23 protein-coding genes and 1 tRNA gene are annotated in these 24,142 nt (G+C 57.9%); 3 read left to right on the top strand and 21 right to left on the bottom strand.

Annotation, left to right across the window (positions count from 1 at the left end):
• Window positions 1-79: 79 nt before the first annotated feature.
• The 3 genes from AC097L_RS10245 to AC097L_RS10235 all read left to right on the top strand — a co-directional run bounded on the left by AC097L_RS10245 (window position 80) and on the right by AC097L_RS10235 (window position 5,586).
• Complete coding sequence (locus tag AC097L_RS10245) at window positions 80-1,921, top strand: ABC transporter transmembrane domain-containing protein (RefSeq protein WP_479586266.1); 1,842 nt, start codon at window positions 80-82, stop codon at window positions 1,919-1,921.
• A gap of 73 nt (window positions 1,922-1,994) precedes the next feature.
• Complete coding sequence (gene yccS / locus AC097L_RS10240) at window positions 1,995-4,175, top strand: YccS family putative transporter (RefSeq protein WP_479586265.1); 2,181 nt, start codon at window positions 1,995-1,997, stop codon at window positions 4,173-4,175.
• 115 nt (window positions 4,176-4,290) lie between these two features.
• A complete protein-coding gene (locus tag AC097L_RS10235) occupies window positions 4,291-5,586 on the top strand; it encodes a Glu/Leu/Phe/Val family dehydrogenase (RefSeq protein ID WP_479586264.1) in 1,296 nt (431 codons plus the stop codon).
• Window positions 5,587-5,791: 205 nt separating this feature from the next.
• On the opposite strand, the gene AC097L_RS10230 is transcribed toward AC097L_RS10235, so the two are convergent.
• The 21 genes from AC097L_RS10230 to AC097L_RS10130 all read right to left on the bottom strand — a co-directional run bounded on the left by AC097L_RS10230 (window position 5,792) and on the right by AC097L_RS10130 (window position 24,100).
• A complete protein-coding gene (locus tag AC097L_RS10230; protein ID WP_479586263.1) occupies window positions 5,792-6,262 on the bottom strand; it encodes a DUF1178 family protein in 471 nt (156 codons plus the stop codon).
• Between the two features lie 4 nt (window positions 6,263-6,266).
• The gene (locus AC097L_RS10225) at window positions 6,267-6,860 is read right to left on the bottom strand and encodes an NUDIX domain-containing protein (RefSeq protein WP_479586262.1); all 594 of its coding nucleotides are present in this window, start codon (window positions 6,858-6,860) and stop codon (window positions 6,267-6,269) included.
• Between the two features lie 51 nt (window positions 6,861-6,911).
• A complete protein-coding gene (locus tag AC097L_RS10220; protein ID WP_479586261.1) occupies window positions 6,912-7,214 on the bottom strand; it encodes a DUF2818 family protein in 303 nt (100 codons plus the stop codon).
• A 25-nt stretch (window positions 7,215-7,239) separates the two neighbouring features.
• Window positions 7,240-8,727, bottom strand: coding sequence for an NADH-quinone oxidoreductase subunit NuoN (gene nuoN, locus AC097L_RS10215; protein WP_479586260.1), 1,488 nt, complete (start codon window positions 8,725-8,727; stop codon window positions 7,240-7,242).
• A gap of 24 nt (window positions 8,728-8,751) precedes the next feature.
• Window positions 8,752-10,227, bottom strand: a complete 1,476-nt coding sequence (locus tag AC097L_RS10210; protein WP_479586259.1) for an NADH-quinone oxidoreductase subunit M — start codon at window positions 10,225-10,227, stop codon at window positions 8,752-8,754.
• A gap of 13 nt (window positions 10,228-10,240) precedes the next feature.
• On the bottom strand, window positions 10,241-12,268 hold the full coding sequence (gene nuoL / locus AC097L_RS10205) for an NADH-quinone oxidoreductase subunit L (protein ID WP_479586258.1): 2,028 nt from the start codon (window positions 12,266-12,268) through the stop codon (window positions 10,241-10,243).
• Between the two features lie 6 nt (window positions 12,269-12,274).
• Window positions 12,275-12,583, bottom strand: coding sequence for an NADH-quinone oxidoreductase subunit NuoK (gene nuoK, locus AC097L_RS10200; RefSeq protein ID WP_315185702.1), 309 nt, complete (start codon window positions 12,581-12,583; stop codon window positions 12,275-12,277).
• Window positions 12,580-13,248: an NADH-quinone oxidoreductase subunit J gene (locus tag AC097L_RS10195; RefSeq protein ID WP_479586257.1), complete on the bottom strand. Its 669-nt coding sequence runs from the start codon at window positions 13,246-13,248 to the stop codon at window positions 12,580-12,582. Before AC097L_RS10195 ends, nuoK begins: the two co-directional genes overlap by 4 nt.
• Before the next feature lie 56 nt (window positions 13,249-13,304).
• Complete coding sequence (gene nuoI, locus AC097L_RS10190; protein ID WP_295956916.1) at window positions 13,305-13,814, bottom strand: NADH-quinone oxidoreductase subunit NuoI; 510 nt, start codon at window positions 13,812-13,814, stop codon at window positions 13,305-13,307.
• Between the two features lie 12 nt (window positions 13,815-13,826).
• Window positions 13,827-14,909: an NADH-quinone oxidoreductase subunit NuoH gene (nuoH, locus tag AC097L_RS10185; protein WP_479586256.1), complete on the bottom strand. Its 1,083-nt coding sequence runs from the start codon at window positions 14,907-14,909 to the stop codon at window positions 13,827-13,829.
• On the bottom strand, window positions 14,906-17,053 hold the full coding sequence (gene nuoG / locus AC097L_RS10180) for an NADH-quinone oxidoreductase subunit NuoG (RefSeq protein ID WP_479586255.1): 2,148 nt from the start codon (window positions 17,051-17,053) through the stop codon (window positions 14,906-14,908). The genes nuoH and nuoG overlap by 4 nt, the downstream gene beginning before the upstream one ends.
• 15 nt (window positions 17,054-17,068) lie before the next feature.
• A complete protein-coding gene (nuoF, locus tag AC097L_RS10175) occupies window positions 17,069-18,421 on the bottom strand; it encodes an NADH-quinone oxidoreductase subunit NuoF (RefSeq protein WP_315243843.1) in 1,353 nt (450 codons plus the stop codon).
• Entirely contained in the window at window positions 18,421-18,924 is a 504-nt protein-coding gene (nuoE, locus tag AC097L_RS10170; protein ID WP_479586254.1) for an NADH-quinone oxidoreductase subunit NuoE, read from the bottom strand. Before nuoE ends, nuoF begins: the two co-directional genes overlap by 1 nt.
• Window positions 18,925-18,931: 7 nt before the next feature.
• On the bottom strand, window positions 18,932-20,185 hold the full coding sequence (locus tag AC097L_RS10165) for an NADH-quinone oxidoreductase subunit D (protein ID WP_479586253.1): 1,254 nt from the start codon (window positions 20,183-20,185) through the stop codon (window positions 18,932-18,934).
• 14 nt (window positions 20,186-20,199) lie between these two features.
• On the bottom strand, window positions 20,200-20,808 hold the full coding sequence (locus tag AC097L_RS10160) for an NADH-quinone oxidoreductase subunit C (RefSeq protein ID WP_479586252.1): 609 nt from the start codon (window positions 20,806-20,808) through the stop codon (window positions 20,200-20,202).
• Window position 20,809: 1 nt separating this feature from the next.
• Entirely contained in the window at window positions 20,810-21,286 is a 477-nt protein-coding gene (locus AC097L_RS10155; RefSeq protein ID WP_295956930.1) for a NuoB/complex I 20 kDa subunit family protein, read from the bottom strand.
• Between the two features lie 4 nt (window positions 21,287-21,290).
• Window positions 21,291-21,650 carry an NADH-quinone oxidoreductase subunit A gene (locus AC097L_RS10150; protein WP_479586251.1) on the bottom strand — a complete coding sequence of 120 codons (360 nt, stop codon included), beginning with the start codon at window positions 21,648-21,650 and terminating at the stop codon, window positions 21,291-21,293.
• Window positions 21,651-21,709: 59 nt separating this feature from the next.
• Window positions 21,710-21,794 (bottom strand) — tRNA-Leu (locus tag AC097L_RS10145).
• 115 nt (window positions 21,795-21,909) lie between these two features.
• Window positions 21,910-22,308, bottom strand: coding sequence for a preprotein translocase subunit SecG (secG, locus tag AC097L_RS10140; protein WP_479586250.1), 399 nt, complete (start codon window positions 22,306-22,308; stop codon window positions 21,910-21,912).
• Window positions 22,309-22,359: 51 nt separating this feature from the next.
• Window positions 22,360-23,103: a triose-phosphate isomerase gene (gene tpiA, locus AC097L_RS10135; RefSeq protein WP_479586249.1), complete on the bottom strand. Its 744-nt coding sequence runs from the start codon at window positions 23,101-23,103 to the stop codon at window positions 22,360-22,362.
• 4 nt (window positions 23,104-23,107) lie between these two features.
• Window positions 23,108-24,100 (bottom strand): NAD(P)H-quinone oxidoreductase, encoded by a 993-nt coding sequence (locus AC097L_RS10130; RefSeq protein ID WP_479586248.1) that lies wholly within the window; start codon window positions 24,098-24,100, stop codon window positions 23,108-23,110.
• Between the last annotated feature and the right edge of the window lie 42 nt (window positions 24,101-24,142).

The raw sequence follows: 24,142 nt of genomic DNA, 5'->3' as shown, positions 1-24,142 counted from the left end.
GGCCGGTATTATTAATTGTCTAAGCAATTATTGTCAAGTCTTTGTTTGTTTGGACATTTGATTTGGCTACACTGCAGGGATGGCCACCTCTGCACTCCCCTCATCCCCCTCCCCGATCTCCGCATCCGCGTCCACCGCGGCTGGGGCCAAGGGGTCCCCGCGCTCGCTGTCGGGCTTGCTGCCGTTCCTAAAGCCCTACCGCTTCCGCATTGGCCTGGCCATCGTGTTCCTGGTGCTGGCAGCAGCGGCCACGCTGGCGTTTCCGCTGGCCTTGCGCACGCTGATCGACCAGGGGCTGGTGCACACCAGTGCCGACGGCAGCGTGGACCGGGGCGCGCAGGTGCTGGCGCTGCGCGACCATTTCTTTGAGCTGTTTGCGGTGGCGGCCGCGCTGGGCCTGTTTTCGGCGGCGCGCTTCTACACCGTGAGTTGGCTGGGCGAGCGCGTCACCGCCGACATCCGCAATGCCGTCTACGCCCACGTGCTGCGCCAAAGCCCGGAATTTTTTGAAACCACCCAGACCGGCGAAGTGCTGTCACGCCTGACGGTAGACACCACGCTGGTGCAAACCGTGGTGGGCTCGTCGCTCAGCATGGGCCTGCGCAATGCGGTGATGGGCCTGGGCGCTTTGGGCGTGCTGGTGTGGACCAATCCGGTGGTGATGACCCAGGTGTTTGGCATCTTGGTGCTGATCGTGCTGCCCAGCGCCTGGTTTGGCCGCCGGGTGCGCAAACTGTCGCGCGCCAGCCAGGACCGGGTGGCCGACAGCAGCGCCATCGCCGCCGAGGTGCTGAACGCCATTCCCGTGGTGCAGAGCTACACCGCCGAAGGGCGGGAATCAGCCCGTTTCAACGCGTCCACTGCCGCGGCATTCCAGACCGCCGTGGGGCGCAGCAAAGCGCGCTCGGTGCTGGTGGCCTTCATCATCATCGCCACCTCGGCTGCCCTGCTGTGGGGTCTGTACCAGGGCACGCAGGCGGTGTTGCAGGGCAGCATTACGGCAGGGCACCTGGGGCAGACGGTGGTGTACGTGATCATTCTGGCCAGCGCCACCGCCGTGCTGGGCGAGGTCTACGGCGACGTGCTGCGGGCAGCCGGTGCGAGCGAACGGCTGATGGAATTGCTGGCCACCGAGTCACCCATCAAATCTGCACAAAATTCGGCTCCAGCGCTGATTACATCTGCGGGTAGCGCTATTGTTTTTGAAAATATCAATTTCAACTACCCATCGCGCCCGCTGCAACCCGCCTTGGCCGATTTCAGCCTGGCTGTGGCCCCGGGCGAAACCGTGGCCCTGGTGGGGGCCAGCGGCGCGGGCAAAAGCACGGTGTTCCAGCTGCTGCTGCGTTTTTACGATCCGCAAAGCGGCAACATCCGGCTGGACGGCGTGGCTACACCCGACCTGGCCCTCGCGGACCTGCGCCAGCACATCGGCATCGTGCCGCAGGATGCGGTGATGTTCTCGACCAGCGCGATGGAAAACATCCGCTACGGCCGCCCCGACGCGACCGATGCCGAGGTGATGGCCGCTGCCGAATCGGCCTTTGCCCACACCTTCATCACCGCCCTGCCCGAGGGCTACAACACCTTCCTAGGCGAGCGCGGTGTGCGCCTCAGCGGCGGCCAGCGCCAGCGCGTGGCGATTGCCCGCGCCATGCTGAAAAACGCCCCGCTGCTGTTGCTGGACGAAGCCACCAGCGCACTGGACGCAGAAAGCGAACGCATGGTGCAGGCCGCCCTGGAATCCGCCATGCGGGGCCGTACCACCCTGGTGATTGCCCACCGCCTGGCCACCGTGCAGCAGGCCAACCGCATCGTGGTGCTGGAGCATGGCCGCATCGTCGAACAGGGCACCCACGCGGCGCTGGTAGCGCAGAACGGCGTGTACGCCCGCTTGGCCGCATTACAGTTCACGGCATAGTTATTGCATAGAATCAGGGCCTAGCGCTTGTTCCACCAGCACGAGCAGCTATATTTTTAATAGTGAAGCCCGCATGCCCTTTTTGCCGCTCTCCCAGTCTTTGCGCCGCCTCTGGGCGCTAGACACCTTTCCGTACAGCCTGCGCATCTTCATCGCGCTGAGCACCACCATGGCGGTGGGCTGGGCGCAAGACCAGATGGCGCTGGTGATGCCGGTATTTCTGGGCACCATTGCCTGCGCCCTGGCCGAGACCGACGACAACTGGCGCGGGCGGCTGCGGGCGCTGCTGGTGACGCTGCTGTGCTTTGCGCTGGCGGCTTTCTCCGTGCAGGCGCTGTTTCCGCACCCCTGGCTGTTCCCCATCGCCATGGTACTGGCCACGTTTGGGCTGACCATGCTGGGTGCCATCAGCCCGCGCTACCAGGCGATTGCCTATGGCACGCTGATCTTGTCGATCTACACCACCATCGGCATGGACCAGCGCAGCGGCCAAGGCAACGCCGAGTGGCTGGAGCCCGCACTGCTGCTGACCGGGGCGACCTGGTACGGCCTGCTGTCGGTGCTGTGGTGCGTGCTGTTCACCCACCAGCCCGTGCAGCAAAACCTGGCGGCGCTGTACCGGGTGCTGGGCGGGTATTTGACGCTAAAGGCATCTTTGTTTGAGCCGGTGCGCGGGGTGGACCAGGAGGTGAAGCGCCTGGCCTTGGCGCAGCGCAACGGCGCGGTAGTCACAGCGCTGAACACCACCAAGGAAAGCATTCTGAACCGGCTGGAAGCCGTGCCCAGCCACCGCATGCAGTACTACCTGCGGCTGTACTTCATCGCGCAGGAGGTGCATGAGCGGGCCAGTTCTTCCCATTCGCCGTACAGCGAGCTGACCGAGACGTTTTTCCACAGCGATGTGCTGTTCCGCTGCCAGCGGCTGTTGAAGCTGCAAGGCCATGCCTGCGAGCGGCTGGCGCGGGCGATTTTGCTGCGCGTGGCGGTGATTCCCGACACAGTGAGCGCCCAAGCCCAGCAGGACTTGCAAGACGCGCTGGCGCACCTGGAGGGCCTGCAGCAACCCCATTGGCAGCGTCTGCTGGCCACCTTGACGGCGCTGGCCAAAAACCTGGGCACGCTGCAAACCCGGCTGACCAGCGCCAGCCTACCTGCCCCCGAAGCGGAGGTACAAGACCACGCCCTGCTGGACCGCTCGCCCCAGTCGCTGCGCGACGCGTTCGACCGGGTGTGGCGCCAACTCACCCCAGCCACGCCGCTGTTTCGCCACGCGGTGCGCCTGAGCATTGCGCTGGCCGTGGGCTACGGGCTGCTGCACTGGCTGCATGCGCGCCAGGGCTACTGGATCTTGCTGACCACGGTGTTTGTGTGCCAACAAAGCTTTGGCGCGACCCGCAGGCGCATGGTTCAGCGGGTGGTGGGGACCATGGCCGGGCTGGTGGTGGGCTGGGCGCTGTTTCGGCTGTTCCCCAGCCTGCTGCTACAGGCCATGTTTGCGGTGGCGGCGGGCGTGGTGTTCTTTGGCAACCGCACGCGGCACTACGCGCTAGCCACGGGCTCGATGACGCTGCTGGTGCTGCTGAGCTTTAACCAAATTGGTGACGGCTATGGCCTGATCGTGCCGCGCCTGGTGGACACCGTGGTGGGTAGCCTGATCGCCGGGCTGGCGGTGTTTTTGATCCTGCCCGACTGGCAAGGCCGCCGCATGCACGAGGTGGCGGCCCGCACCCTGGCCACCTGCAACCTGTATCTGCGCCAGATTATGGCCCAATACCAAAGCGGCCAAGGCGGCCAGCGCGATGACCTGGCCTACCGCACGGCCCGGCGCAACGCGCACAACGCGGATGCGGCCTTGTCTACCGCGCTGTCCAACCTGTTCCAGGAGCCGGGCTTCCTGCAGGGCCGCAGCGATAGCGGTTTGCGGTTTTTGCTGCTCTCGCACACCTTGTTGAACTACCTGTCGGGCCTGGGCGCACACCGCGAAGCTTTGCAAAACGCCCCGGGCGATGCGTCGACCGAGCAGGCCGCCGCCCTGGTCAGCAAGGTACTGGACGAACTGGCCACCAGTCTGGCTGCCAGCCAGCCCGTGCCGCCCGCCAAACCCGACGAAGAGGCTGTGCTGGAGGCCTTGTGCGCCGCCCCCACCGACGCGGCGCACCGGGTGGTGCAAAGCCAACTGGCCCTGATCGGCAATCTGCTGCCGCCGCTGCGGGTACAGGCCGGGCGGCTGCTGGCGGTGGATACGCCGGGCTGAAGCCGCGTTTGTAAATCCATGCATTTTGTGCATAGATGGCCTTAAAGCTGGCCTTGGACAGATGGGGGCGCGGGTTTTAAGCTTCTGCTTTCTACCTACACAAGGGATTTATTCCATGTCCAACCAAGCGCCTACCGTGCACGCCCTGCCCTCGTACCTGAACCCGGACCATGTGGGTCCGTGGGGCATTTTTCTCCAGCAAGTGGACCGGGTCGAACCCTACCTGGGCAACCTGGCGCGCTGGGTCGAAACCCTGAAGCGCCCCAAGCGCATTTTGGTGGTCGATGTGCCGATTCACCTGGACGACGGTTCGGTGGCCCACTTTGAAGGCTACCGCGTGCAGCACAACACCTCGCGCGGCCCAGGCAAAGGCGGCGTGCGCTTCCACCAGGATGTGACCCTGTCGGAAGTGATGGCGCTGTCGGCCTGGATGTCGATCAAAAACGCCGCCGTCAACGTGCCTTACGGCGGCGCCAAGGGCGGCATCCGCGTGGACCCTAAAACCCTGTCACGCGGTGAACTGGAGCGCATGACGCGCCGCTATACCAGCGAGATCGGCATCATCATTGGCCCGAACAAGGACATTCCGGCCCCCGATGTGAACACCAACGAGCAGATCATGGCCTGGATGATGGACACCTATTCCATGAACCAGGGCTCCACCGCCACCGGCGTGGTCACCGGCAAGCCGGTCGATCTGGGGGGCTCGCTGGGCCGCCGTGAAGCCACGGGCCGCGGCGTGTTCACCGTGGGCACGGAAGCCGCCAAACACATCGGCCTGGACGTGTCTACCGCCCGCCTCGCGGTGCAGGGTTTCGGCAATGTAGGTGGCGTGGCGGCCAAGCTGTTTGCCGAAGCCGGTGCCCGCGTGGTGGCCGTGCAGGACCACAGCGGCACCATTTACTGCGAAGCCGGCTTCAACGTACCTGCCCTGCTGCAGCATGTGAAAGACACCGGCGGTGTCGGCGGCTTTGCCGGTGGCGAGGTAATTGCCAAGGACGCATTCTGGGACGTACCCTGCGACATCCTGATCCCCGCCGCGCTGGAGCAGCAAATCACCAAAGACAACGCCGGACGCATCACCGCGCGCATGGTGATCGAGGGCGCCAACGGCCCCACCACCCCTGAGGCGGATGACATCCTGCAAGAACGCAACATCCTGGTGCTGCCCGACGTGATCGCCAATGCGGGCGGCGTGACGGTGAGCTACTTTGAATGGGTACAGGACTTTTCGAGCTTCTTCTGGGACGAAGACGAAATCAACGCCCGCCTGGTGCGCATCATGAAAGAGGCCTTCAACGCCGTCTGGCTGGTGGCGCAAGAGAACAAGGTGAGCCTGCGCACCGCCACTTTCATCGTGGCCTGCAAGCGGATTCTGCACACCCGCGAACTGCGCGGTCTCTACCCCTGAAATTGCAACACCCCCATGCTGCAGTGCTACGCACTTTTCGCCAACCCCCTTGCAGGGGGCGATACCAGCGGCCTGGCAAAGCCAGTTCCGCGGTATCTCTGGAAGGGGTGCTAATTGCGCTGGCTTAAAGCCGTTTGTACCGCTGACATTTGTTTAGCATGCGGAAGCAGCTATTAAATCAATAGCATTTTAATTATCCGCTCGTCTATTGCAGCGGCCTTTTCAGCGCTGCTGGAATCGGCAGCGGCAGCACGTCGATGCCCTCGTCGAGCAAGGCTTCGGTTTCTTCCACCGTGGCCTCGCCCCGGATGTTGCGTTCCTTGCGCTCCCCGTAATGGATCTTGCGGGCTTCTTCGGCGAACTGGCTGCCCACATCTTCGGTGTTGGCGATCACGTGGCGGACCATCTTCATCCAGGCGGCCTGGGCTTCGGGCGACGGTGCCGGGGCGGCTACGGCAGAGCTGGGCTCGACGACAGGTGCGGTATCGGACTTGGCGGGCACTTGCACCGCACCCAAATTCAGGCGCGGGGCGCTGAGCTTCTTGACAATCTGACTGCTGCCGCACAGCGGGCATTCGACCAAGCCCCGGGCGAGTTGGCTCTGGAAATCATCCTCCGATCCAAACCAACCTTCAAAGCTGTGCTGGTGGGCGCATTGGAGATCCAGGACTTTCATCTGACTAGGCTACTACAGACGCGGTAGGCTGCCAATCCAGCAACCAGGCACCAGAGGCCATGTTTTGCAGCCACAGGGCGGCGGTGAGGGTTTTGCTGTCGCTCACCCGGCCATCGCGGCACCATTCCAGCAGCTCGGGCAAGGTGGCGGTGAACACGTCCAGAAACTCGCCCGCGTCGAGCTTGCGCTCACCCAACGTCAGGCCACGGGCAAACCAGATGTCGATGAATTCGGTGGAGTAGGCAATCACCGGGTGCAGCATGCCAGCCCGTGCCCATTCGGTGGCGGAATAGCCGGTTTCTTCAAGTAGCTCGCGCTGGGCGCAGGCGAAGGTGGCCTCCCCCACATCCAGCTTACCTGCCGGGAATTCGACCATCACCCGGTCCAGCGGGTAGCGGAACTGGCGCTCCAGCACCAGGCGGCCATCGTCCAGCATCGGCACAACCATCACCGCGCCGGGGTGTTGGATGAATTCACGGGTGGAAGTACTGCCATCTGGCAATTGCACGGTGTCGCGAAAGGCGTGCAGGAAGCGGCCCTTGAGCAGCTCTTCACTGCCGGTCTTGTGCTCAACGAGGTGCTGATCGGGGATAGACATGGAAATCATTCGGGAGGGCCGACAGCGTCACTGGCGGCAGTTCGGCAAAGCTCAAATGCGGTGCTTAAGCAGGTACCGGGCAATGAAGCCCGGAAACGCCAAGGTGATGAACAGGGTGCCGGTGATGGCGTAGAACTCCCAGCCCTGGGGAACGATCTGGCCGCCGTGATTTTCCAGCAGCAAGCCCAGGCCACCTACCGCAAAGTAGTACACCACCAGCTCGCCCAAGCGCATGGCCAAAGTCTTGGACTGGGCCAGCTTGAACACGAGAAACAGGCGGCGGCCCATGAACGGCAGGTTGGCAGCACACACGGCCGCCAACAGCACCAACCACACGGAAACGGTCTGGGTCACTTAATCAAACCCCTGCCAGCCACCATCAGGTGCCCAACGTCAGCACGATCGCCCGTGCGCACAGGGTCATCAAGCCGCCAGGCACGATACCCAGAATCAGCACCAATGCGCCATTGACCGACAGCACAGCGCGCACGTCCAAAGGTGCGGACACGGTGGTGGCGGTAATGGGTGCATCGAAGTACATGACCTTCACCACACGCAGGTAGTAGAAGGCACCGATCAGCGACATCAGCACCGCAAACACCGCCAGTGCGATGTAACCGGTGTAGCCCGACGCGATCAGCGCTTGCAGCACCGACAGCTTGGCGTAGAAGCCGACCATGGGTGGAATACCTGCCATGGAGAACAGGCAGATGGCCATCACCGCGGCATACAAGGGGCTGCGTTCATTCAAACCAGCCAGATCGGAGATTTCTTCGCTCTCAAAGCCTTCGCGGGCCAGCAGCAAAATCACGCCGAAACCGGCCAGGGTGGTCAACACGTAGGTGATGACGTAGAACATGGACGAGCTGTAGGCATTGGCTGCCGACAAGGTGTTGCCATTGACCACGCCCGACAGCAGGCCCAGCAGCACAAAGCCCATCTGCGAAATGGTCGAATAGGCCAGCATGCGCTTCAAATTGGTTTGGGCAATGGCGGCCAGATTACCCAACGCCAATGAGCCTACAGACAAGACCACCAGCATTTGCTGCCAGTCAATAGCCAGCGGCAGCATGCCCTCGACCAGTAAACGGATGCAGATGGCAAACGCCGCCAGCTTGGGCGCGCCGCCAATCATCAGCGTCACGGCCGTGGGTGCGCCCTGGTACACGTCGGGAATCCACATGTGGAATGGCACCACACCCAGCTTGAACGCCAGACCTGCCACCACAAACACCAGGCCAAACACCAGCACCTGGTGCTTGACCTGGCCGGAGGCAATGACCTTAAAGACCTGGCCGACTTCCAATGTGCCGGTAGCACCGTACATCATCGACAAGCCGTACAGCAGGAAACCCGAAGCCAGGGCACCCAGCACAAAATACTTCATGGCGGCTTCGCTGGCAGTGGCGTTGTCGCGGCGCAAAGCCACCAAAGCATAGCTGGACAAGGTCAACAGCTCCAGGCCCATGTAGATGACCAGGAAGTTGTTGCCCGAAATCATCACCGACATGCCCAGCAGCGCAAACATGCTCAGGGTGAACATTTCGCCGCCGTGCAGCATGCCACGGTCACCTGCATATGGCCGACCATACACCAGGGTAATCATGACTGCGATGGTGGCAAAGCACTTGAGCCAATTACCCATCGGATCGCTGACGACCATATTGCCGAAACCGTACAAGGTAGTGTTGCCGCTGGCGTACAGGCCTTGCAGGATGGCCACCACACCCAGCGACAGAAGGGTCAGCGCGTAGGTGCCAGTGCGGCGTGGGCTTTTCACCCCCAGGTCGACCAGCGCAATGATGCAGGCCATCGCCAACAGCACGATTTCAGGGTAGACCGTGATCCAACTGATTGTGTCAATCATCTTTTCGTTCTCAATCCAGTGGGGTCAGTTGAGCTTGGATGCTGCAACGTGTTTGATCAAATCGGCCACCGAAGCGTCCATCACATCGGTGAAAGGCTTGGGGTACAGGCCCATGGCCAACACCGCAATCGCCAGCAAGAGCAACATAAAGAATTCGCGTCCGTTGATGTCCTTCAGCTCTTTTACGTGGTCATTGGTCACCGGGCCGAGGTAGACGCGCTTGTACATCCACAAGGTGTAGGCGGCTCCGAAAATCAACGCGGTGGCTGCAGCAAAACCGACCCAGAAGTTGAACTTGACTGCGCCCAAAATCACCATCCACTCACCCACGAAGCCAGCCGTTGCGGGCAAACCGCAATTGGCCATGGCAAACAGCAAGGCAAAGGCCGCAAACTTGGGCATAGTGTTGACCACGCCGCCGTAGCTGGCAATTTCACGCGAATGCATGCGGTCGTACAGCACGCCGATGGACAAGAACATGGCGGCAGACACAAAACCGTGGGCGATCATCTGCACGATGCCGCCCGCAATGCCCAGCGGGTTGAAGATGAAGAACCCCAGGGTGACGAAGCCCATGTGAGCGACCGATGAATAGGCCACCAGCTTCTTCATGTCTTCCTGCACCATGGCCACCAGGCCGACATACACCACGGCAGTGAGCGACAGGCCAATCATCAGGCCAGACCACTCGTGGGCTGCATCCGGTGCGATAGGCAAGGAGAAACGCAGGAAACCGTAGGCGCCTAACTTCAACATGATGGCCGCCAGCACGGCAGAGCCACCGGTAGGCGCTTCCACGTGCACATCCGGCAACCAGGTGTGCACTGGCCACATCGGCACCTTGACGGCAAACGCCGACAGGAAGGCGAAGAACAACAGGGTCTGGGTGCGGCTGTCCAATGGCAACTGGTGCCAGGTAGCGATGTCAAAGCTGCCGCCCGACTTGACGTACAGGAAAATCAGCGCCACCAGCATTAACAAGGAACCCAGCAGCGTGTACAGGAAGAACTTGAAGGCTGCGTAGATCTTGTTAGGCCCGCCCCAGATACCGATGATCAGATACATCGGGATGAGGGTGGCCTCAAAGAAGACGTAAAACAAAATTCCGTCCAGCGCACAAAAGACACCAATCATCAATCCGCTGAGGATCAAAAAGGCGCCCATGTACTGGTTGATCTTGTGGGTAATGGCTTCCCAACCGGCGATGACTACGATGACATTGATAAATGCCGTCAAGATCACAAACCAAACCGATATGCCGTCTACACCCAGGTGGTAATTCACATTGAAACGTTCGATCCAGCTGGTGTTTTCCACAAACTGCATCGCGGAAGTGCCCAGCTTGAAACCGCTGTACAGCGGCAAAGTCACCAGGAAACCCACTACAGAACCCACCAGAGCGACCCAGCGGACGGCCCCTGCCTGCTCATCACGGCCTAAGGCCAAAAGTACAACGCCAAAAAAGATAGGTATCCAGATGGCAAGGCTCAACAATCCCATTTTTCTTATTCCTCTACTGATTGAGCCAAACGAAATACGTCATCAGCGCAAAAACGCCCACGATCATGGCAAACGCGTAGTCGTAAATGAATCCGGTTTGGACCCAACGCACCATGCCCGAAATCCATCCCACGATTTTCCAGGAACCGTTCACCACACCACCGTCAATAATGGTGCGGTCACCCACCTGCCACAGGCCGGTACCCAGGCCACGGGCACCCCGCGCCAAGACGTTTTCATTGAACAAGTCCAGGTAGTACTTGTTTTCCAGCAGCGTGTAGATGGGCTGGCAAGCACGCTTGATGGCGGCGGGCAGAGCCGGATTCACCATGTACATGTAATAGGAAGTGGCCACACCGGCAACCGCCAAAATAAACGGCATAGATGTTAAAGCGTGGACTGCCATACCCCATGCGCCGTGAAACTCGTGCGCCAGCTCTTCCATGGCGGCATGTTTTTCAAGGTCGATAAAAATCGCGCCCTTGAAGAAGTCGCCGTAAAGCATAGGATCAATCGTAAAGTACCCTAACACCACCGAGGGAATTGCCAGCAAAACCAATGGCAGTGTCACCACCCAAGGGGACTCGTGTGGCTTGCTTTCACCGTGGCTATGGTCGCTGTGTTGGTCGTCATGGCCGTGGTGGGCATCCGGATTCTGGTCAAAGCGCTCTTTGCCGTGGAACACCAGAAAGTACATGCGGAACGAATAAAAAGCCGTCACGAACACACCTGCCAACACCGCAAAGCTTGCGAATCCTGCGCCAGGCAAATGGCTGGCTTGAACCGCTACGATGATACTGTCTTTAGAGTAGAAACCGGAAAACAGCGGTGTACCAATCAGAGCCAGCGAACCCAGCAGAGAAGTAATCCAGGTGATCGGCATGTACTTGCGCAAGCCACCCATCCAGCGAATGTCTTGGTTGTGGTGTACACCCATGATGACCGAGCCGGCTGCAAGGAACAGCAAGGCTTTGAAGAAAGCATGGGTCATTAAATGGAACACAGCAACCGAATAAGCCGAAGCGCCTAAGGCCACCGTCATGTAACCCAACTGCGACAGTGTGGAATACGCCACCACCCGTTTGATGTCATTCTGGATGATGCCCAAAAAGCCCATGAACAGTGCCGTAATGGCACCGATGACCATAACAAAGTTCAACGCAGTTTCACTCAGCTCAAACAAGGGCGACATGCGTGCCACCATGAAAATACCGGCGGTCACCATAGTGGCCGCGTGGATCAGAGCCGAAATAGGCGTGGGACCCTCCATGGAGTCGGGCAACCACACATGCAGCGGGAACTGGGCCGACTTGCCCATGGCACCGATGAACAGGCAGATGCAGATCACGGTTACCAGCATCCAGTTGGTGCCCGGAAGCAGCAGTTGCGCCAACTCTTCCTTCTTCGCGAAGGCTTCGGTGTAGTTCAAGGTACCGGCATAGGCAGCGATCAGGCCAATGCCCAGGATGAAACCAAAGTCACCTACACGGTTCACCAAAAAGGCCTTCATGTTGGCAAAAATGGCGGTGGGACGGTTGAACCAGAAACCGATCAGCAGGTACGACACCAGGCCAACAGCCTCCCAGCCGAAAAACAGCTGGAGCATGTTGTTGCTCATCACCAGCATCAACATCGAGAAAGTAAACAGCGAGATGTAGGCAAAGAAACGGTTGTAACCTGCGTCTTCTTCCATGTAGCCGATGGTGTAGATGTGCACCATCAGAGACACAAAGGTCACCACGCACATCATCATGGCAGTCAAGCCGTCCACCATGAAACCGATCTCCATGCGAAGACCGCCCACATCCATCCAGGTGTAGAGCGTTTCATTGAAGCGGGCACCGTCGTTGACCACGCTGTTCAGCGTCATTGCCGACAAGACGAAGGCAATGAACACACCCAAAATAGTGAGCGAGTGACTGGCACTGCGGCCAATCACGTTACCGCCAAATGCGGTACCCAAAACACCAGCAAGCAAAGCGCCCGCCAGAGGTGCCAGCGGAACAGCTAGCAGAGTAGAAACTGCGAGGGTTTGACTCATTTTCTATTAACCCTTGAGCGTATTGAGTTCATCCACATTGATGCTGGACTTATTACGGAACAGCAGCACCAGGATGGCCAGGCCGATGGCCGACTCGGCTGCGGCCACCGTCAGGATAAAGAAGACGAATATTTGGCCGCGCATATCGTTCAGGTAATACGAGAACGCCACAAAATTCATGTTTACCGCTAACAGCATCAACTCGATGGCCATCAACAATACGATTAAGTTTTTGCGGTTCAGAAAGATGCCGATCACCGACAAGGCAAACAAAATAGCCCCGAGTGAAAGAAAGTGTCCAAGCGTCAAGGTCATGCTTTTTTCTCCACAACCGCCGCTGCTGGGGCAACAGGCGCAGCAACTTCCACCGCGTGCTGGGTTACCTTCATTTTGATGATCTCCACACGGTCACGGGCTTTGACGCGCACCTGGTCGGATGGATTCGCGTGTTTGCTGTCTTTTCGCTGGCGCAGGGTCAGGGCAATGGCCGCCACGATGGCCACCAACAAAATCACCGCGGCAATTTCAAGCGGATAGAGATACTCGGTGTACAGGATCTTGCCCAATTCTTTGGTGTTGGATACCTGGGCACCGATATTGGCCCCGCCGGTCAGGTTACGTGTCTCATCGTTGGTACGAAACCCGCCCATCAGCACCATAGCCATTTCGAGCGCCAGTAAAACGCCACCACCTGCGGCAATCGGAAAATGCTTCCAAAACCCTTGGCGAAGCGCGTCGACATTGATGTCCAACATCATCACAACGAACAGGAATAAGACCATCACCGCACCGACGTAAACCAGTACCAAGGTAATTGCCAGGAACTCGGCTTTCAGCAGAATCCAAATAGCGGCTGCCTGGAAAAACGCAAGCACCAGATACAGCGCGGCGTACACAGGGTTACGTGAGGTAATCACCCGGAACCCTGCGAACAGCAACACTGTCGCGAAGAGATAAAAGAGGCCTGTCTTAACGTCCATGGAGCAGTTCTTATTGTGTGGAAACGAGGGTAGCAATGAGCAGCTGTGAACGGGCTCTAACGGTACTTGGCATCTGCAGCACGGGCGGCTGCAATTTCTTTTTCATACCTATCTCCCACAGCCAACAGCATGTCTTTAGTGAAATACAAGTCACCACGCTTTTCGCCGTGGTACTCAAACACATGTGTTTCCACAATGGAATCCACCGGGCAGCTTTCTTCGCAAAACCCACAAAAAATACATTTGGTCAAATCGATGTCGTACCGGCTGGTGCGGCGTGAACCATCAGCCCGTACATCCGATTCAATAGTGATCGCCATGGCGGGGCAGACTGCTTCGCACAACTTGCAGGCAATGCAGCGCTCTTCGCCGTTTTCATAGCGGCGCAAAGCATGCAGGCCACGAAAACGGGGAGACAAGGGTGTTTTTTCCTCTGGAAACTGCACCGTAATCTTGCGCCGAAACGCATGCTTGCCGGTCAGCGCCAAGCCTTTGAACAGTTCTGCCAACATGAAGCTGGAGAGAAAGTCTTTGAGCGAAAAGGCAGGAGTAGCCAATGTGGACATACGTGACTCGCTTTATTTCCAGATATTAAACGGGGTCTGCATCCAGCCACCCACAACCACCAGCCACACCAGGGTGACGGGGATAAAAATCTTCCAGCCCAGTCGCATGATCTGGTCGTAGCGGAAACGTGGGAAGCTAGCTCGCACCCACAAGAACATGGTGACGACAGCAAAGGTCTTGATTCCGAGCCAGATCCAGCCTGGAATCCAGTTGAACAGCACGCTATCGATCGGCGACAACCAGCCGCCAAGGAACATCAGCACCGTCATGATCGATACGAGCCACATGTTGGCGTATTCGGCCAAGAAGAACATCGCAAAGCTCATGCCGGAATACTCAACCATGTGGCCGGCCACAATTTCCGATTCACCTTCCACCACGTCAAACGGGTGGCGGTTGGTCTCGGCCAGACCCGAAATGAAATAGACCAAGAAGACGGGCAACAAAGGCAGCCAGTTCCAGGACAAGAAGGTAAGCCCTTTTTCGGCAAACATGCCCTTGGCCTGGCCCATGACGATATCTGTCAAGTTCAAACTGGCGGACACCATCAACACAATCACCAGGCAAAAGCCCATCGCAATTTCATAACTGACCATTTGTGCAGACGCCCGCAGAGCACCCAGGAACGCATATTTGGAGTTCGATGCCCAACCCGCAATGATGACCCCATAGACTTCCATCGAGGTAATCGCCATCAAGAACAGCAAGCCTGCGTTGATGTTCGACAACGCAATCTCGGGCCCGAAAGGAATCACCGCCCATGCCGCCAAAGCGGGCATGATGGTCATGATGGGGCCCAGAAAAAATAAGCCCTTGTTTGCAACCGTAGGAAGAATAATTTCTTTGGTGAGCAGCTTCAATGCATCGGCAATCGGCTGCAGCAAACCCAAAGGGCCCACCCGGTTGGGGCCGATACGGATCTGGGTCCAGCCAATGGCCTTGCGTTCCCACAGCGTGAGGTAGGCCACGCAGCCCATCAGCGGCAAAAGCACCAGCACGATCTTGACCAGGTTCCAGATGACCGGCCAAGCGCCACCGGACCACCAGCTCGCACCCACCAGACCTTGTCCGAAAGCAAAAATCGCCTCAATCATGCGGCCACCTCTTGCTCAGCATTCACTTGGCGAGCATCTGCAGTCATTTGCAAAGCGCTGGCACGGCGCACGATGCCATCCAACTGGTACAGGCTTGCGACTACGGGCACCGCAGAAGCACGTGCTGTCATGTCAATGCTTGCTTGTGTCTTGTTGCTCAATTTGTCGGCCACCACGTGTGTCGTTCCTTCGGACAAATCGGCCTTCAAAGTCGCCAGCACGTCTTGTGAAGATTCAAAGTCGAAACCCGGCAGACCCAGCACATTCGCCAAAACGCGCAACACCTTCCACGCGGGACGGGTATCGCCCAAAGGCTTCACAACCGCATGGAAGCCTTGCACACGCCCTTCGGCATTCACGAAACTGCCGGAAGTCTCCGAGAACGGTGCAATTGGCAAAAGCACATCGCTGAAAGCCATGTTGGACTTGAATGGGCTCATAGTCACCACCATCTCAGCGCGCCCAACGTTGTGAGCAGCGCCTGCTACCGAATCAAACTCCGGCTCATTGTTCAGCAGTAAAACGGCCTTGAGTCCACCGGCCAGCATCTGCCCGGCATTCAAACCGCCTTGGGATGGCTGGGCATGTGCCAGTTGGGCACCTACCGTATTGGCAGCCTCGGTCAGGTAACCAACCGTGGCACCCGTTTGCTCGCCAATCCAGGTAGCCAATGCCAGCAGGCTGGAAGCCTGGGCATGGTGCGCAGCCGCATTACCCAACAAAATCGCCTTGCGTTCACCGCCTATTAAAGACTTGGCAATGGCTTTTGCCGAATCCGTAGCAGAACCAGCAACCGGCGCAGCCGAGGACTTGGTTTCCGCAATCGCAGCGGCCACATCTGCTAATGCCTGTAACCAATCGCCAGCCGGGCTTTGTACAAAGTTTGCAACAGGAATGGCCCATGCATCGGCCTTTGCCAATTCCACTGCAGAATTAATAGCACTCATCGCACAGCCCTTGCGCGCAGCCTGCCGGATACGTTGTGCAAACAAAGGATGGTCTTTGCGCAGATTCGAGCCGACCACTAGCACGCGCTGCAATTGGCTCAAGGAAGCGATAGACAACCCCAGATAACGTATGCCCTCAGCTTGCGGGAACTCCGCATTGCGCAGCCGGTAGTCAATGTTTTCACTGCCCAGACCACGCATCAGCGCTCCCGCCAGAACCAGCTCTTCGAGGGTACTATGCGGACTAACCAAGGCACCAATACTTGCGGCACCATGCTGGGTTTTGATTTGTTTCAGACCATTGGCAATGTACTCAAGCGCAGTCTGCCAATCAACAGTTTTCCATTCGCCGCCTTGCTTGAGCATAGGACTGGTCAAGCGTTCAGGGCTGTTCAGCGCTTCATAAGAAAACCGATCTCGGTCGGCAATCCAGCATTCATTCACCGCTTCGTTTTCGAGCGGCACCACGCGCATCACCTTGTTGTTTTTGACCTGGACAACCAAATTTGCGCCAGTCGAGTCATGGGGACTAACCGATTTGCGGCGCGACAGCTCCCAGGTACGGGCGCTGTAACGGAAAGGCTTACTCGTCAAAGCACCTACAGGGCAGATATCGATCATATTGCCCGAGAGCTCGGAATCAATCGTTTCGCCCAATACAGTGGTGATTTCGGAATGCTCACCGCGGTGGATCATGCCAAGCTCCATCACGCCAGCCACCTCTTGGCCAAAGCGCACACAGCGCGTGCAATGTATGCAACGGCTCATTTCTTCCATGGACACCAGCGGACCAACATCTTTGTGGAAAACTACCCGCTTTTCTTCCTCGTACCGTGATGAACCCCCACCGTAGCCCACAGCCAGATCCTGCAACTGGCATTCGCCGCCCTGGTCGCAGATAGGACAATCCAGCGGATGGTTGATGAGTAAAAACTCCATCACCGACTGCTGGGCCTTGATGGCTTTTTCGCTCTTGGTGCGAACAATCATGCCCTGCGTAACCGGCGTAGCACATGCAGGCATGGGCTTGGGTGCCTTTTCCACATCCACCAAACACATGCGGCAGTTGGCCGCAATACTGAGCTTCTTGTGGTAACAAAAATGGGGAATATAGGTTCCCGCCTTTTCAGCCGCATGCATGATCATGCTGCCTTCAAGGATGTCTACCTTCTTACCGTCGAGTTCGATTTCTACCATGTGCTATTACCTCAATCAGGCGTGCGCCGCAGCCTGGGGTTTTTTGTTCTGGATCAACGCCTCGAATTCAGGGCGGAAATGCTTGATCATGGCGCGCACTGGCATTGCCGCTGCATCACCCAGCGCGCAGATCGTGCGGCCTTGTATATTGTCTGCAACCGAGTTGAGCAAATCCAGATCTGTCGCACGGCCTTCACCGCGCCAGATGCGATCAATCACCCGCCACATCCAGCCCGTACCTTCACGGCAAGGCGTGCATTGCCCGCACGACTCGTGCGAATAGAAGTAAGACAAGCGCAGCAGGCTCTCAACCATATTGCGTGAATCGTCCATGACGATCACCGCTCCGGAACCCAGCATGGAACCAGCCTTGGCAATCGAGTCATAGTCCATGGTGCATTGCATCATGGTGTCTGCTGGAAGAACCGGTGCGGAAGAGCCTCCAGGAATCACCGCCTTGAGGGTGCGCCCAGTACGTACGCCACCAGCCAATTCAAGCAATTTGGAAAACGGGGTTCCCATCGGAATCTCGTAATTACCGGGACGCTCCACATCTCCGCTGACCGAATAGATCTTGGTGCCGCCGTTGTTGGGCTTGCCGCACTCCAGATACGCCAGGCCGCCATTGCGGATGATCCACGGCACAGCCGCGAAAGTTTCGGTATTGTTGATGGTGGTGGGCTTGCCATACAGACCAAAGCTGGCCGGGAATGGTGGCTTGAAGCGTGGCTGGCCTTTTTTGCCCTCCAACGATTCCAGCAAGGCCGTTTCTTCGCCGCAGATGTAGGCCCCAAAACCATGGGATGCGTGCAGTTGGAACGAATAATTGCTGCCCAAAATATTATTGCCCAACAATCCTGCTGCACGGGCTTCTTCCAGCGCCTCTTCGAAGCGCTCGTAAGTGCCGAAAATCTCACCGTGGATGTAGTTGTAGCCCACTGAAATACCCATGGCATACGCCGCAATCGCCATGCCTTCGATGACGATATGCGGGTTGTACTGCATGATGTCGCGGTCTTTGCACGTACCCGGCTCACCCTCGTCCGAATTGCAAACCAGGTATTTTTGACCCGGGAATTGGCGAGGCATAAAGCTCCACTTCAAACCTGTGGGAAAGCCCGCACCGCCCCGGCCACGCAATGCCGACTCTTTGACGGTTGCAATGACTTGGTCTTGGGTGAGGCCTTCGCCGCCGTCTTTACCCAAAATCTTGCGCAAGGCCTGGTAGCCACCGCGAGCCTCGTAGTCCTTGAGATGCCAGTTCGTGCCATCCAGATCCGCCATGATTTGCGGATTTATGTGGCGACCGTGGAAACTAGTTTGAACCCCAGTTGCCTTGAATTGGGAAAGAATCTGTTCTGCTGACATTACTTAGCCTCCGCAGGAGATGTACCAGACGCACGCAATCCGTCCACCAACTGGTCCAACTTGTCATTGCTCATAAAGCTGCACATGGTGCGGTCATTAACCAACATCACCGGGGAATCCGCGCAGGCACCCAGGCACTCGCTCTGCTGCAGGGTGAACAAGCCATCGGCCGTGGTCTCATTCATGGAAATGCCCAGCTTGTGCTCCAAATGCTTCAATGCTTTGGCGCCGTCACGCAGCTGGCATGGCAAATTGGTGCAAACGTTCAATTTGAAACGCCCCACCGGAGCCTGGTTGTACATGTTGTAGAAGGTCGTCACCTCATGCACTGCGATGGGCGGCATGCCCAGATACTCCGCAACGACATTCTCATTTTCCGCGCTCACGTAACCCAGCTCCTGCTGGACGATGGACAGGCAGGCCATCACGGCAGATTGCTTTTGGTCAGAGGGGAATTTGGCCACTTCGCGGGCGAAACGGGTTTTGGTCGATTCAGAAATCATGCGGGCATTACCTGTCAATTTCGCCAAACACGATGTCCATCGTGCCGATCACCGCCACAGCATCCGCGATCATGTGACCGCGAGACAACTCGTCCATCGCAGCCAAATGCGCAAACCCCGGAGCCCGAATTTTCAAACGATAAGGTTTGTTGGCACCGTCGCTGACGAGATAGATTCCAAACTCACCTTTGGGGTGCTCAACCGCCGCATAAGCCTCGCCCAGCGGCACATGGAAGCCTTCCGTGAATAGCTTGAAATGGTGGATTAGCTCCTCCATGTTGGCCTTCATTGATTCGCGTGCGGGAGCAGCCACTTTGTGGTTATCGGTAATCACGGGGCCTGGATTCACGCGTAGCCAGTCCACGCACTGCTTGATGATTCGATTGGACTCGCGCATTTCTTGCACACGCACCAGATAGCGATCGTAGCAATCACCGGTTTTACCCACTGGAATATCGAAGTCCATCTTGTCGTAGGCATCGTAGGGTTGCTTCTTGCGCAAGTCCCAGGCAATACCCGAGCCACGCAGCATGGGCCCAGTGAACCCCAGATTAAGCGCCCGCTCGGGCGTGACCACGGCTATCCCTACCGTACGCTGTTTCCAGATGCGGTTTTCCGTCAGCAAGGTTTCATATTCGTCGACACACTTCGGAAAGCGCGTAGAGAAGTCATCGATGAAATCGAGCAGACTACCTTGGCGGTTTTCATTCAACTGCGCCATGGCCTTGGCATTCTTGATGCGACTGACCTTGTACTGGGGCATCGCATCGGGCAGGTCGCGGTACACGCCGCCAGGACGGAAATACGCGGCGTGCATACGCGCACCACTCACCGCCTCGTACATGTCAAACAGATCTTCACGCTCACGGAAGCAATAGATCAGCACATTCATGGCACCACAATCGAGCCCGTGCGCGCCCAACCATAGCAAGTGGTTTAGCAACCGGGTGATTTCCGCAAACATAACGCGGATGTACTGGGCACGAATGGGCACCTCGATACCCATCATCTTTTCAATGGCGAGGCAATAGGCCTGCTCATTGGCCATCATCGACACGTAGTCCAGGCGGTCCATGTAGGGCAACGACTGGATGAAGGTCTTGGTTTCAGCCAGCTTTTCGGTGGCACGGTGCAACAGACCGATGTGCGGGTCGGCACGCTGGATCACTTCGCCGTCCAGTTCCAATACCAGGCGCAAAACGCCGTGTGCAGCCGGGTGCTGCGGCCCAAAATTGAGCGTGTAATTTTTGATTTCAGCCATGAGACGTCCTGCGCTTAATGCAGGCCCCCGTAATTGTCTTCCCGAATAATGCGGGGTGTAATTTCGCGCGGTTCAATCGATACAGGCTGGTAGACGACACGTTTTTGCTCGGGGTCATAGCGCATTTCGACATGTCCCGATGTCGGGAAATCTTTGCGAAACGGATGGCCGATGAAGCCGTAATCCGTGAGGATGCGGCGCAAATCGTTGTGGCCTTCAAAGATGATGCCGAACAGGTCAAAGGCTTCGCGCTCAAACCAGTTAGCGGAGTTCCAGACGCTGTTGATGGAGTCCACCACCGGAAAATCGTCGTCAGGGCACAGCACCTTGATCCGCACCCGCTGGTTCAGGCTAACCGACAACAACTGCAGCACAACGCCGTAGCGCGGGCCTTCGTAAGCTCCGTCCCGAAACGACGAATAGTCCATGCCACACAAGTCGATCAACTGCTCGAACTTGCAGCCAGGTGCGTCGCGCAAGAGCGTTGCGACCGCCATGTAGTCTGACGCACGCACCACCACTTCCACTTCACCCAAAGCCACGGCGACACGGCTCGCCTGGGCACCGAGGATCTGAACCAAAGTATCTTTCAAAGCCTCGGGCTGAACAGCAAATACAGTCATCTCAGACTCTCGCAATCGTGTTGGTGCGACGGATCTTCTGCTGCAACTGGATCACGCCATACAGCAAGGCTTCTGCGGTCGGCGGGCAGCCAGGGACGTACACATCCACCGGAACGATGCGATCACAGCCGCGCACCACCGAATAACTGTAGTGATAGTACCCACCCCCGTTAGCACATGAACCCATGGACAAAACCCATCGAGGCTCGGGCATCTGGTCGTACACCTTGCGCAAAGCAGGTGCCATCTTGTTACACAAGGTACCGGCCACAATCATCAAATCGCTTTGGCGTGGGCTTGGGCGAAACAGCATGCCGAAACGGTCCATGTCGTAGCGCGCAGCACCGGCATGCATCATTTCGACCGCACAGCAGGCCAAGCCAAACGTCATAGGCCACAGCGACCCCGTTTTTGCCCAGTTCACCACCGAGTCGTAAGACGTGGTGACAAACCCTTCTTTCATGACACCTTCAATCATCGTGCTACTCCCAGTCAAGGGCCCCTTTTTTCCACTCGTAGACAAAGCCCACAACCAGAATTCCCAGAAAAATAATGACTGCCCAGAAACCCACGACGCCCACCTCTTTGAGCGCTACCGCCCAAGGAAAAAGGAACGCAATTTCCAGGTCAAACAAGATGAAAAGAATGGCTACCAAGTAGTAACGCACGTCAAATTTCATGCGCGCGTCTTCAAATGCTTCAAAGCCACATTCGTAAGGGGAGTTTTTGGCCGCATCGGGCCGGTTGGGGCCAAATATATGACCAAGCACCTGAGGCGCTACGCCGACACCAATGCCGACTAAGATGAACAAAAGGACTGGGAGGTACTGATCTAAGTTCATCTTGAGGTTCTGATCACCGCTTGTGACTTGCCGAACGCAGGTTCAGCAAGTCTTTTTGTTGGTGCCGTCGGCGAGACTCGAACTCGCACAGCTTTCGCCACTACCCCCTCAAGATAGCGTGTCTACCAATTTCACCACGACGGCGGTTTTTTCTGTACAGATGGCATGAGGAACCTTGCGGTTTGTGGCTTTCTGCACAGCTATGAATTTTACTCGATTACCCTGACGATCTTAGGGTGACAGAGAAATTCAACCCATATTATTTAGTCGGAATTTGCCCCGCACCGGAGGCTGCTACTGCAGGTGCAGCAGGCACCGCTCCGGGTACGGAACTAGGAATCTGCCCAGCCGCACCCGAGGCAGCAACTTCAGGTGCAGTTACGGCAGCACGCTCCAAAACGCTGCCAGAGCTGACAGTACGCGCGCCATTGAAGTAAGCCAATGCCAGAGTACAGGCAAAAAACACCGCGGCCAAAATGCCGGTAGTGCGCGACAAGAAATTGGCACTTCCGCTGGCACCGAACAAGCTGCCCGAGCTACCGCTACCAAATGCTGCACCCATGTCAGCACCCTTGCCGTGCTGGACCAGTATCAGGCCAATCATGCCTATCGCGGCCAGCATCTGGACCGCCAGCAGAATGGTCAACAAAATATTCATCTCGATACTCCTAAATCAAACTCGAAAATATGTGAATGCGATGTGTCCGGCCTACTGGGCCGCTGCCACAATCGCCAAAAAGTCTGCCGCCTTGAGCGATGCGCCGCCGACCAAGCCTCCGTCAATATCCGCCTGGGCCAGTAATTGCGCGGCATTTGCCGCGTTCATGCTGCCGCCATACAAAATCTGGATCCGATCAGCCTGGTTGGTCGCCGCATGGAGCTGGGCGCGCAACAGAGCGTGCACTTGCTGGGCTTGCTCGGGAGTCGCCGTCAGGCCTGTGCCAATCGCCCACACCGGCTCGTACGCCAGCACAATTTCGCTGATGCAGTGGCCATTGGTATGCACTACCGCGGCCAACTGGCGCTTCACCACTTCTTCGGTTTTGCCCGCTTCGCGCTCTGCTAGCGTCTCGCCCACGCAAACGATGGGCGTGATGCCTGCCGCCAAGACGCTCTGGGTCTTCAGGGCCACCACGGCATCGGTTTCGCCATTGTATTGGCGGCGCTCTGAATGGCCGACGATGGCATAGCGCACGCCGAACTCCTTCAGCATGGCCGCGGAAACTTCGCCGGTGAATGCCCCAACCGCATGCTGCGAAACGTCCTGCGCTCCCAAATCAATAGCACTAGACGCAATTAATACCTGCGCTTGCGCCCAATATGGCGCAGGAATACAAACCGCCACACCACATGCCGAGTGCCCCACTCCCGCCAGCAATGCCTGCAGCAAAGCCTGGTTGGCAGCCAGGCTACCGTTCATCTTCCAATTACCAACAATCAGTTTTTTCTTCATAGCATTACCATGTCAAAACGATTTTTCCAATGTTCGCACCCGATTCCATCAGCGCATGTGCTTGGGGTGCCCCATCCTCTTCGGCGACAAGTACCTGGTAGACCATCGGCTTGATACGGGCATCAGCCAACATGGGCCAAACCTGTTGACGCAAAGCCTGCGCAATCGCAGCCTTAAACGCCACCGGACGCACACGCAAAGTCGATCCAGTGATGGTCAGGCGCTTGCGCATGACCAGACCGGCGTGAATTTCGCTCTGGGCCCCGCCTTGCACCGCGATGATGACCAGACGGCCATCTTCTGCCAGACACTGAAGCTCGCGGACCACATAGCCGCCCGCCACCATGTCGAGCACCACGTCCACACCTGTGCCTTGGGTGATGCGCTGCACCTCTTCCACGAAGTCGTGGGTTTTGTAGTTGATGGCATAGTCCGCACCCAGTGCAAGACAGGCGGCGCATTTTGCATCGCTACCCGCCGTCACCAACACCGTGGCTCCCATGGCTTTGGCGAGCTGGATGGCAGTCATACCAATGCCGCTGGAACCCCCTTGCACCAACAGGGTTTCGCCTTTTTGCAAACGAGCCCGGTCGAACACATTGCTCCACACGGTGAAGAAGGTCTCGGGCAGAGATGCCGCCTCGATATCGCTCAAGCCTTGCGGAACGGGCAGGCACTGTGTCACCGGAGCGACGCACATTTGCGCATACCCACCACCGGCCACCAGCGCACAGACGCGGTCGCCGATCTGCAAACCTGCTTGCGCCATCGCATTGCTGTCGCCCGACACCACCACACCGGCCACCTCTAAGCCCGGAATATCCGAAGCCCCCGCAGGCACGGGATAGTTGCCCGTTCGCTGCAGCACGTCAGGCCGGTTCACACCGCTGGCGGACACGCGAATCAGCAACTCGCCCACGCCCGGCACAGGCACAGGACGCTCTACAACACGCAGTACATCCGGCGCGCCGTACGCGGTGATTTCGATAGCTTTCATAGGAGGGCGGTATTCCATGCGCGCGGCTGTGATGCCACAGCC

Source organism: Rhodoferax sp. RT5P35 (assembly GCF_056521385.1).
The sequence above is the reverse complement of the archived record's forward strand: the minus strand, read 5'-3'. Positions and strand labels throughout refer to the sequence as shown.

Coding starts and splice junctions, on each gene's coding strand:
- nuoN (WP_479586260.1), bottom strand. CDS start 8,727: ATGATTGACACAATCAGTTGGATCACGGTCTACCCTGAAATCGTGCTG.
- tpiA (WP_479586249.1), bottom strand. CDS start 23,103: ATGAAGAAAAAACTGATTGTTGGTAATTGGAAGATGAACGGTAGCCTG.
- nuoI (WP_295956916.1), bottom strand. CDS start 13,814: ATGTCCACATTGGCTACTCCTGCCTTTTCGCTCAAAGACTTTCTCTCC.
- AC097L_RS10150 (WP_479586251.1), bottom strand. CDS start 21,650: ATGAACTTAGATCAGTACCTCCCAGTCCTTTTGTTCATCTTAGTCGGC.
- AC097L_RS10225 (WP_479586262.1), bottom strand. CDS start 6,860: ATGTCTATCCCCGATCAGCACCTCGTTGAGCACAAGACCGGCAGTGAA.
- nuoL (WP_479586258.1), bottom strand. CDS start 12,268: ATGAGTCAAACCCTCGCAGTTTCTACTCTGCTAGCTGTTCCGCTGGCA.
- AC097L_RS10130 (WP_479586248.1), bottom strand. CDS start 24,100: ATGAAAGCTATCGAAATCACCGCGTACGGCGCGCCGGATGTACTGCGT.
- nuoG (WP_479586255.1), bottom strand. CDS start 17,053: ATGGTAGAAATCGAACTCGACGGTAAGAAGGTAGACATCCTTGAAGGC.
- nuoE (WP_479586254.1), bottom strand. CDS start 18,924: ATGATTTCTGAATCGACCAAAACCCGTTTCGCCCGCGAAGTGGCCAAA.
- nuoK (WP_315185702.1), bottom strand. CDS start 12,583: ATGACCTTGACGCTTGGACACTTTCTTTCACTCGGGGCTATTTTGTTT.
- AC097L_RS10210 (WP_479586259.1), bottom strand. CDS start 10,227: ATGGGATTGTTGAGCCTTGCCATCTGGATACCTATCTTTTTTGGCGTT.
- nuoH (WP_479586256.1), bottom strand. CDS start 14,909: ATGATTGAGGCGATTTTTGCTTTCGGACAAGGTCTGGTGGGTGCGAGC.
- AC097L_RS10230 (WP_479586263.1), bottom strand. CDS start 6,262: ATGAAAGTCCTGGATCTCCAATGCGCCCACCAGCACAGCTTTGAAGGT.
- AC097L_RS10235 (WP_479586264.1), top strand. CDS start 4,291: ATGTCCAACCAAGCGCCTACCGTGCACGCCCTGCCCTCGTACCTGAAC.
- AC097L_RS10165 (WP_479586253.1), bottom strand. CDS start 20,185: ATGGCTGAAATCAAAAATTACACGCTCAATTTTGGGCCGCAGCACCCG.
- nuoF (WP_315243843.1), bottom strand. CDS start 18,421: ATGTCAGCAGAACAGATTCTTTCCCAATTCAAGGCAACTGGGGTTCAA.
- AC097L_RS10160 (WP_479586252.1), bottom strand. CDS start 20,808: ATGACTGTATTTGCTGTTCAGCCCGAGGCTTTGAAAGATACTTTGGTT.
- AC097L_RS10245 (WP_479586266.1), top strand. CDS start 80: ATGGCCACCTCTGCACTCCCCTCATCCCCCTCCCCGATCTCCGCATCC.
- AC097L_RS10155 (WP_295956930.1), bottom strand. CDS start 21,286: ATGATTGAAGGTGTCATGAAAGAAGGGTTTGTCACCACGTCTTACGAC.
- AC097L_RS10195 (WP_479586257.1), bottom strand. CDS start 13,248: ATGGACGTTAAGACAGGCCTCTTTTATCTCTTCGCGACAGTGTTGCTG.
- secG (WP_479586250.1), bottom strand. CDS start 22,308: ATGAATATTTTGTTGACCATTCTGCTGGCGGTCCAGATGCTGGCCGCG.
- yccS (WP_479586265.1), top strand. CDS start 1,995: ATGCCCTTTTTGCCGCTCTCCCAGTCTTTGCGCCGCCTCTGGGCGCTA.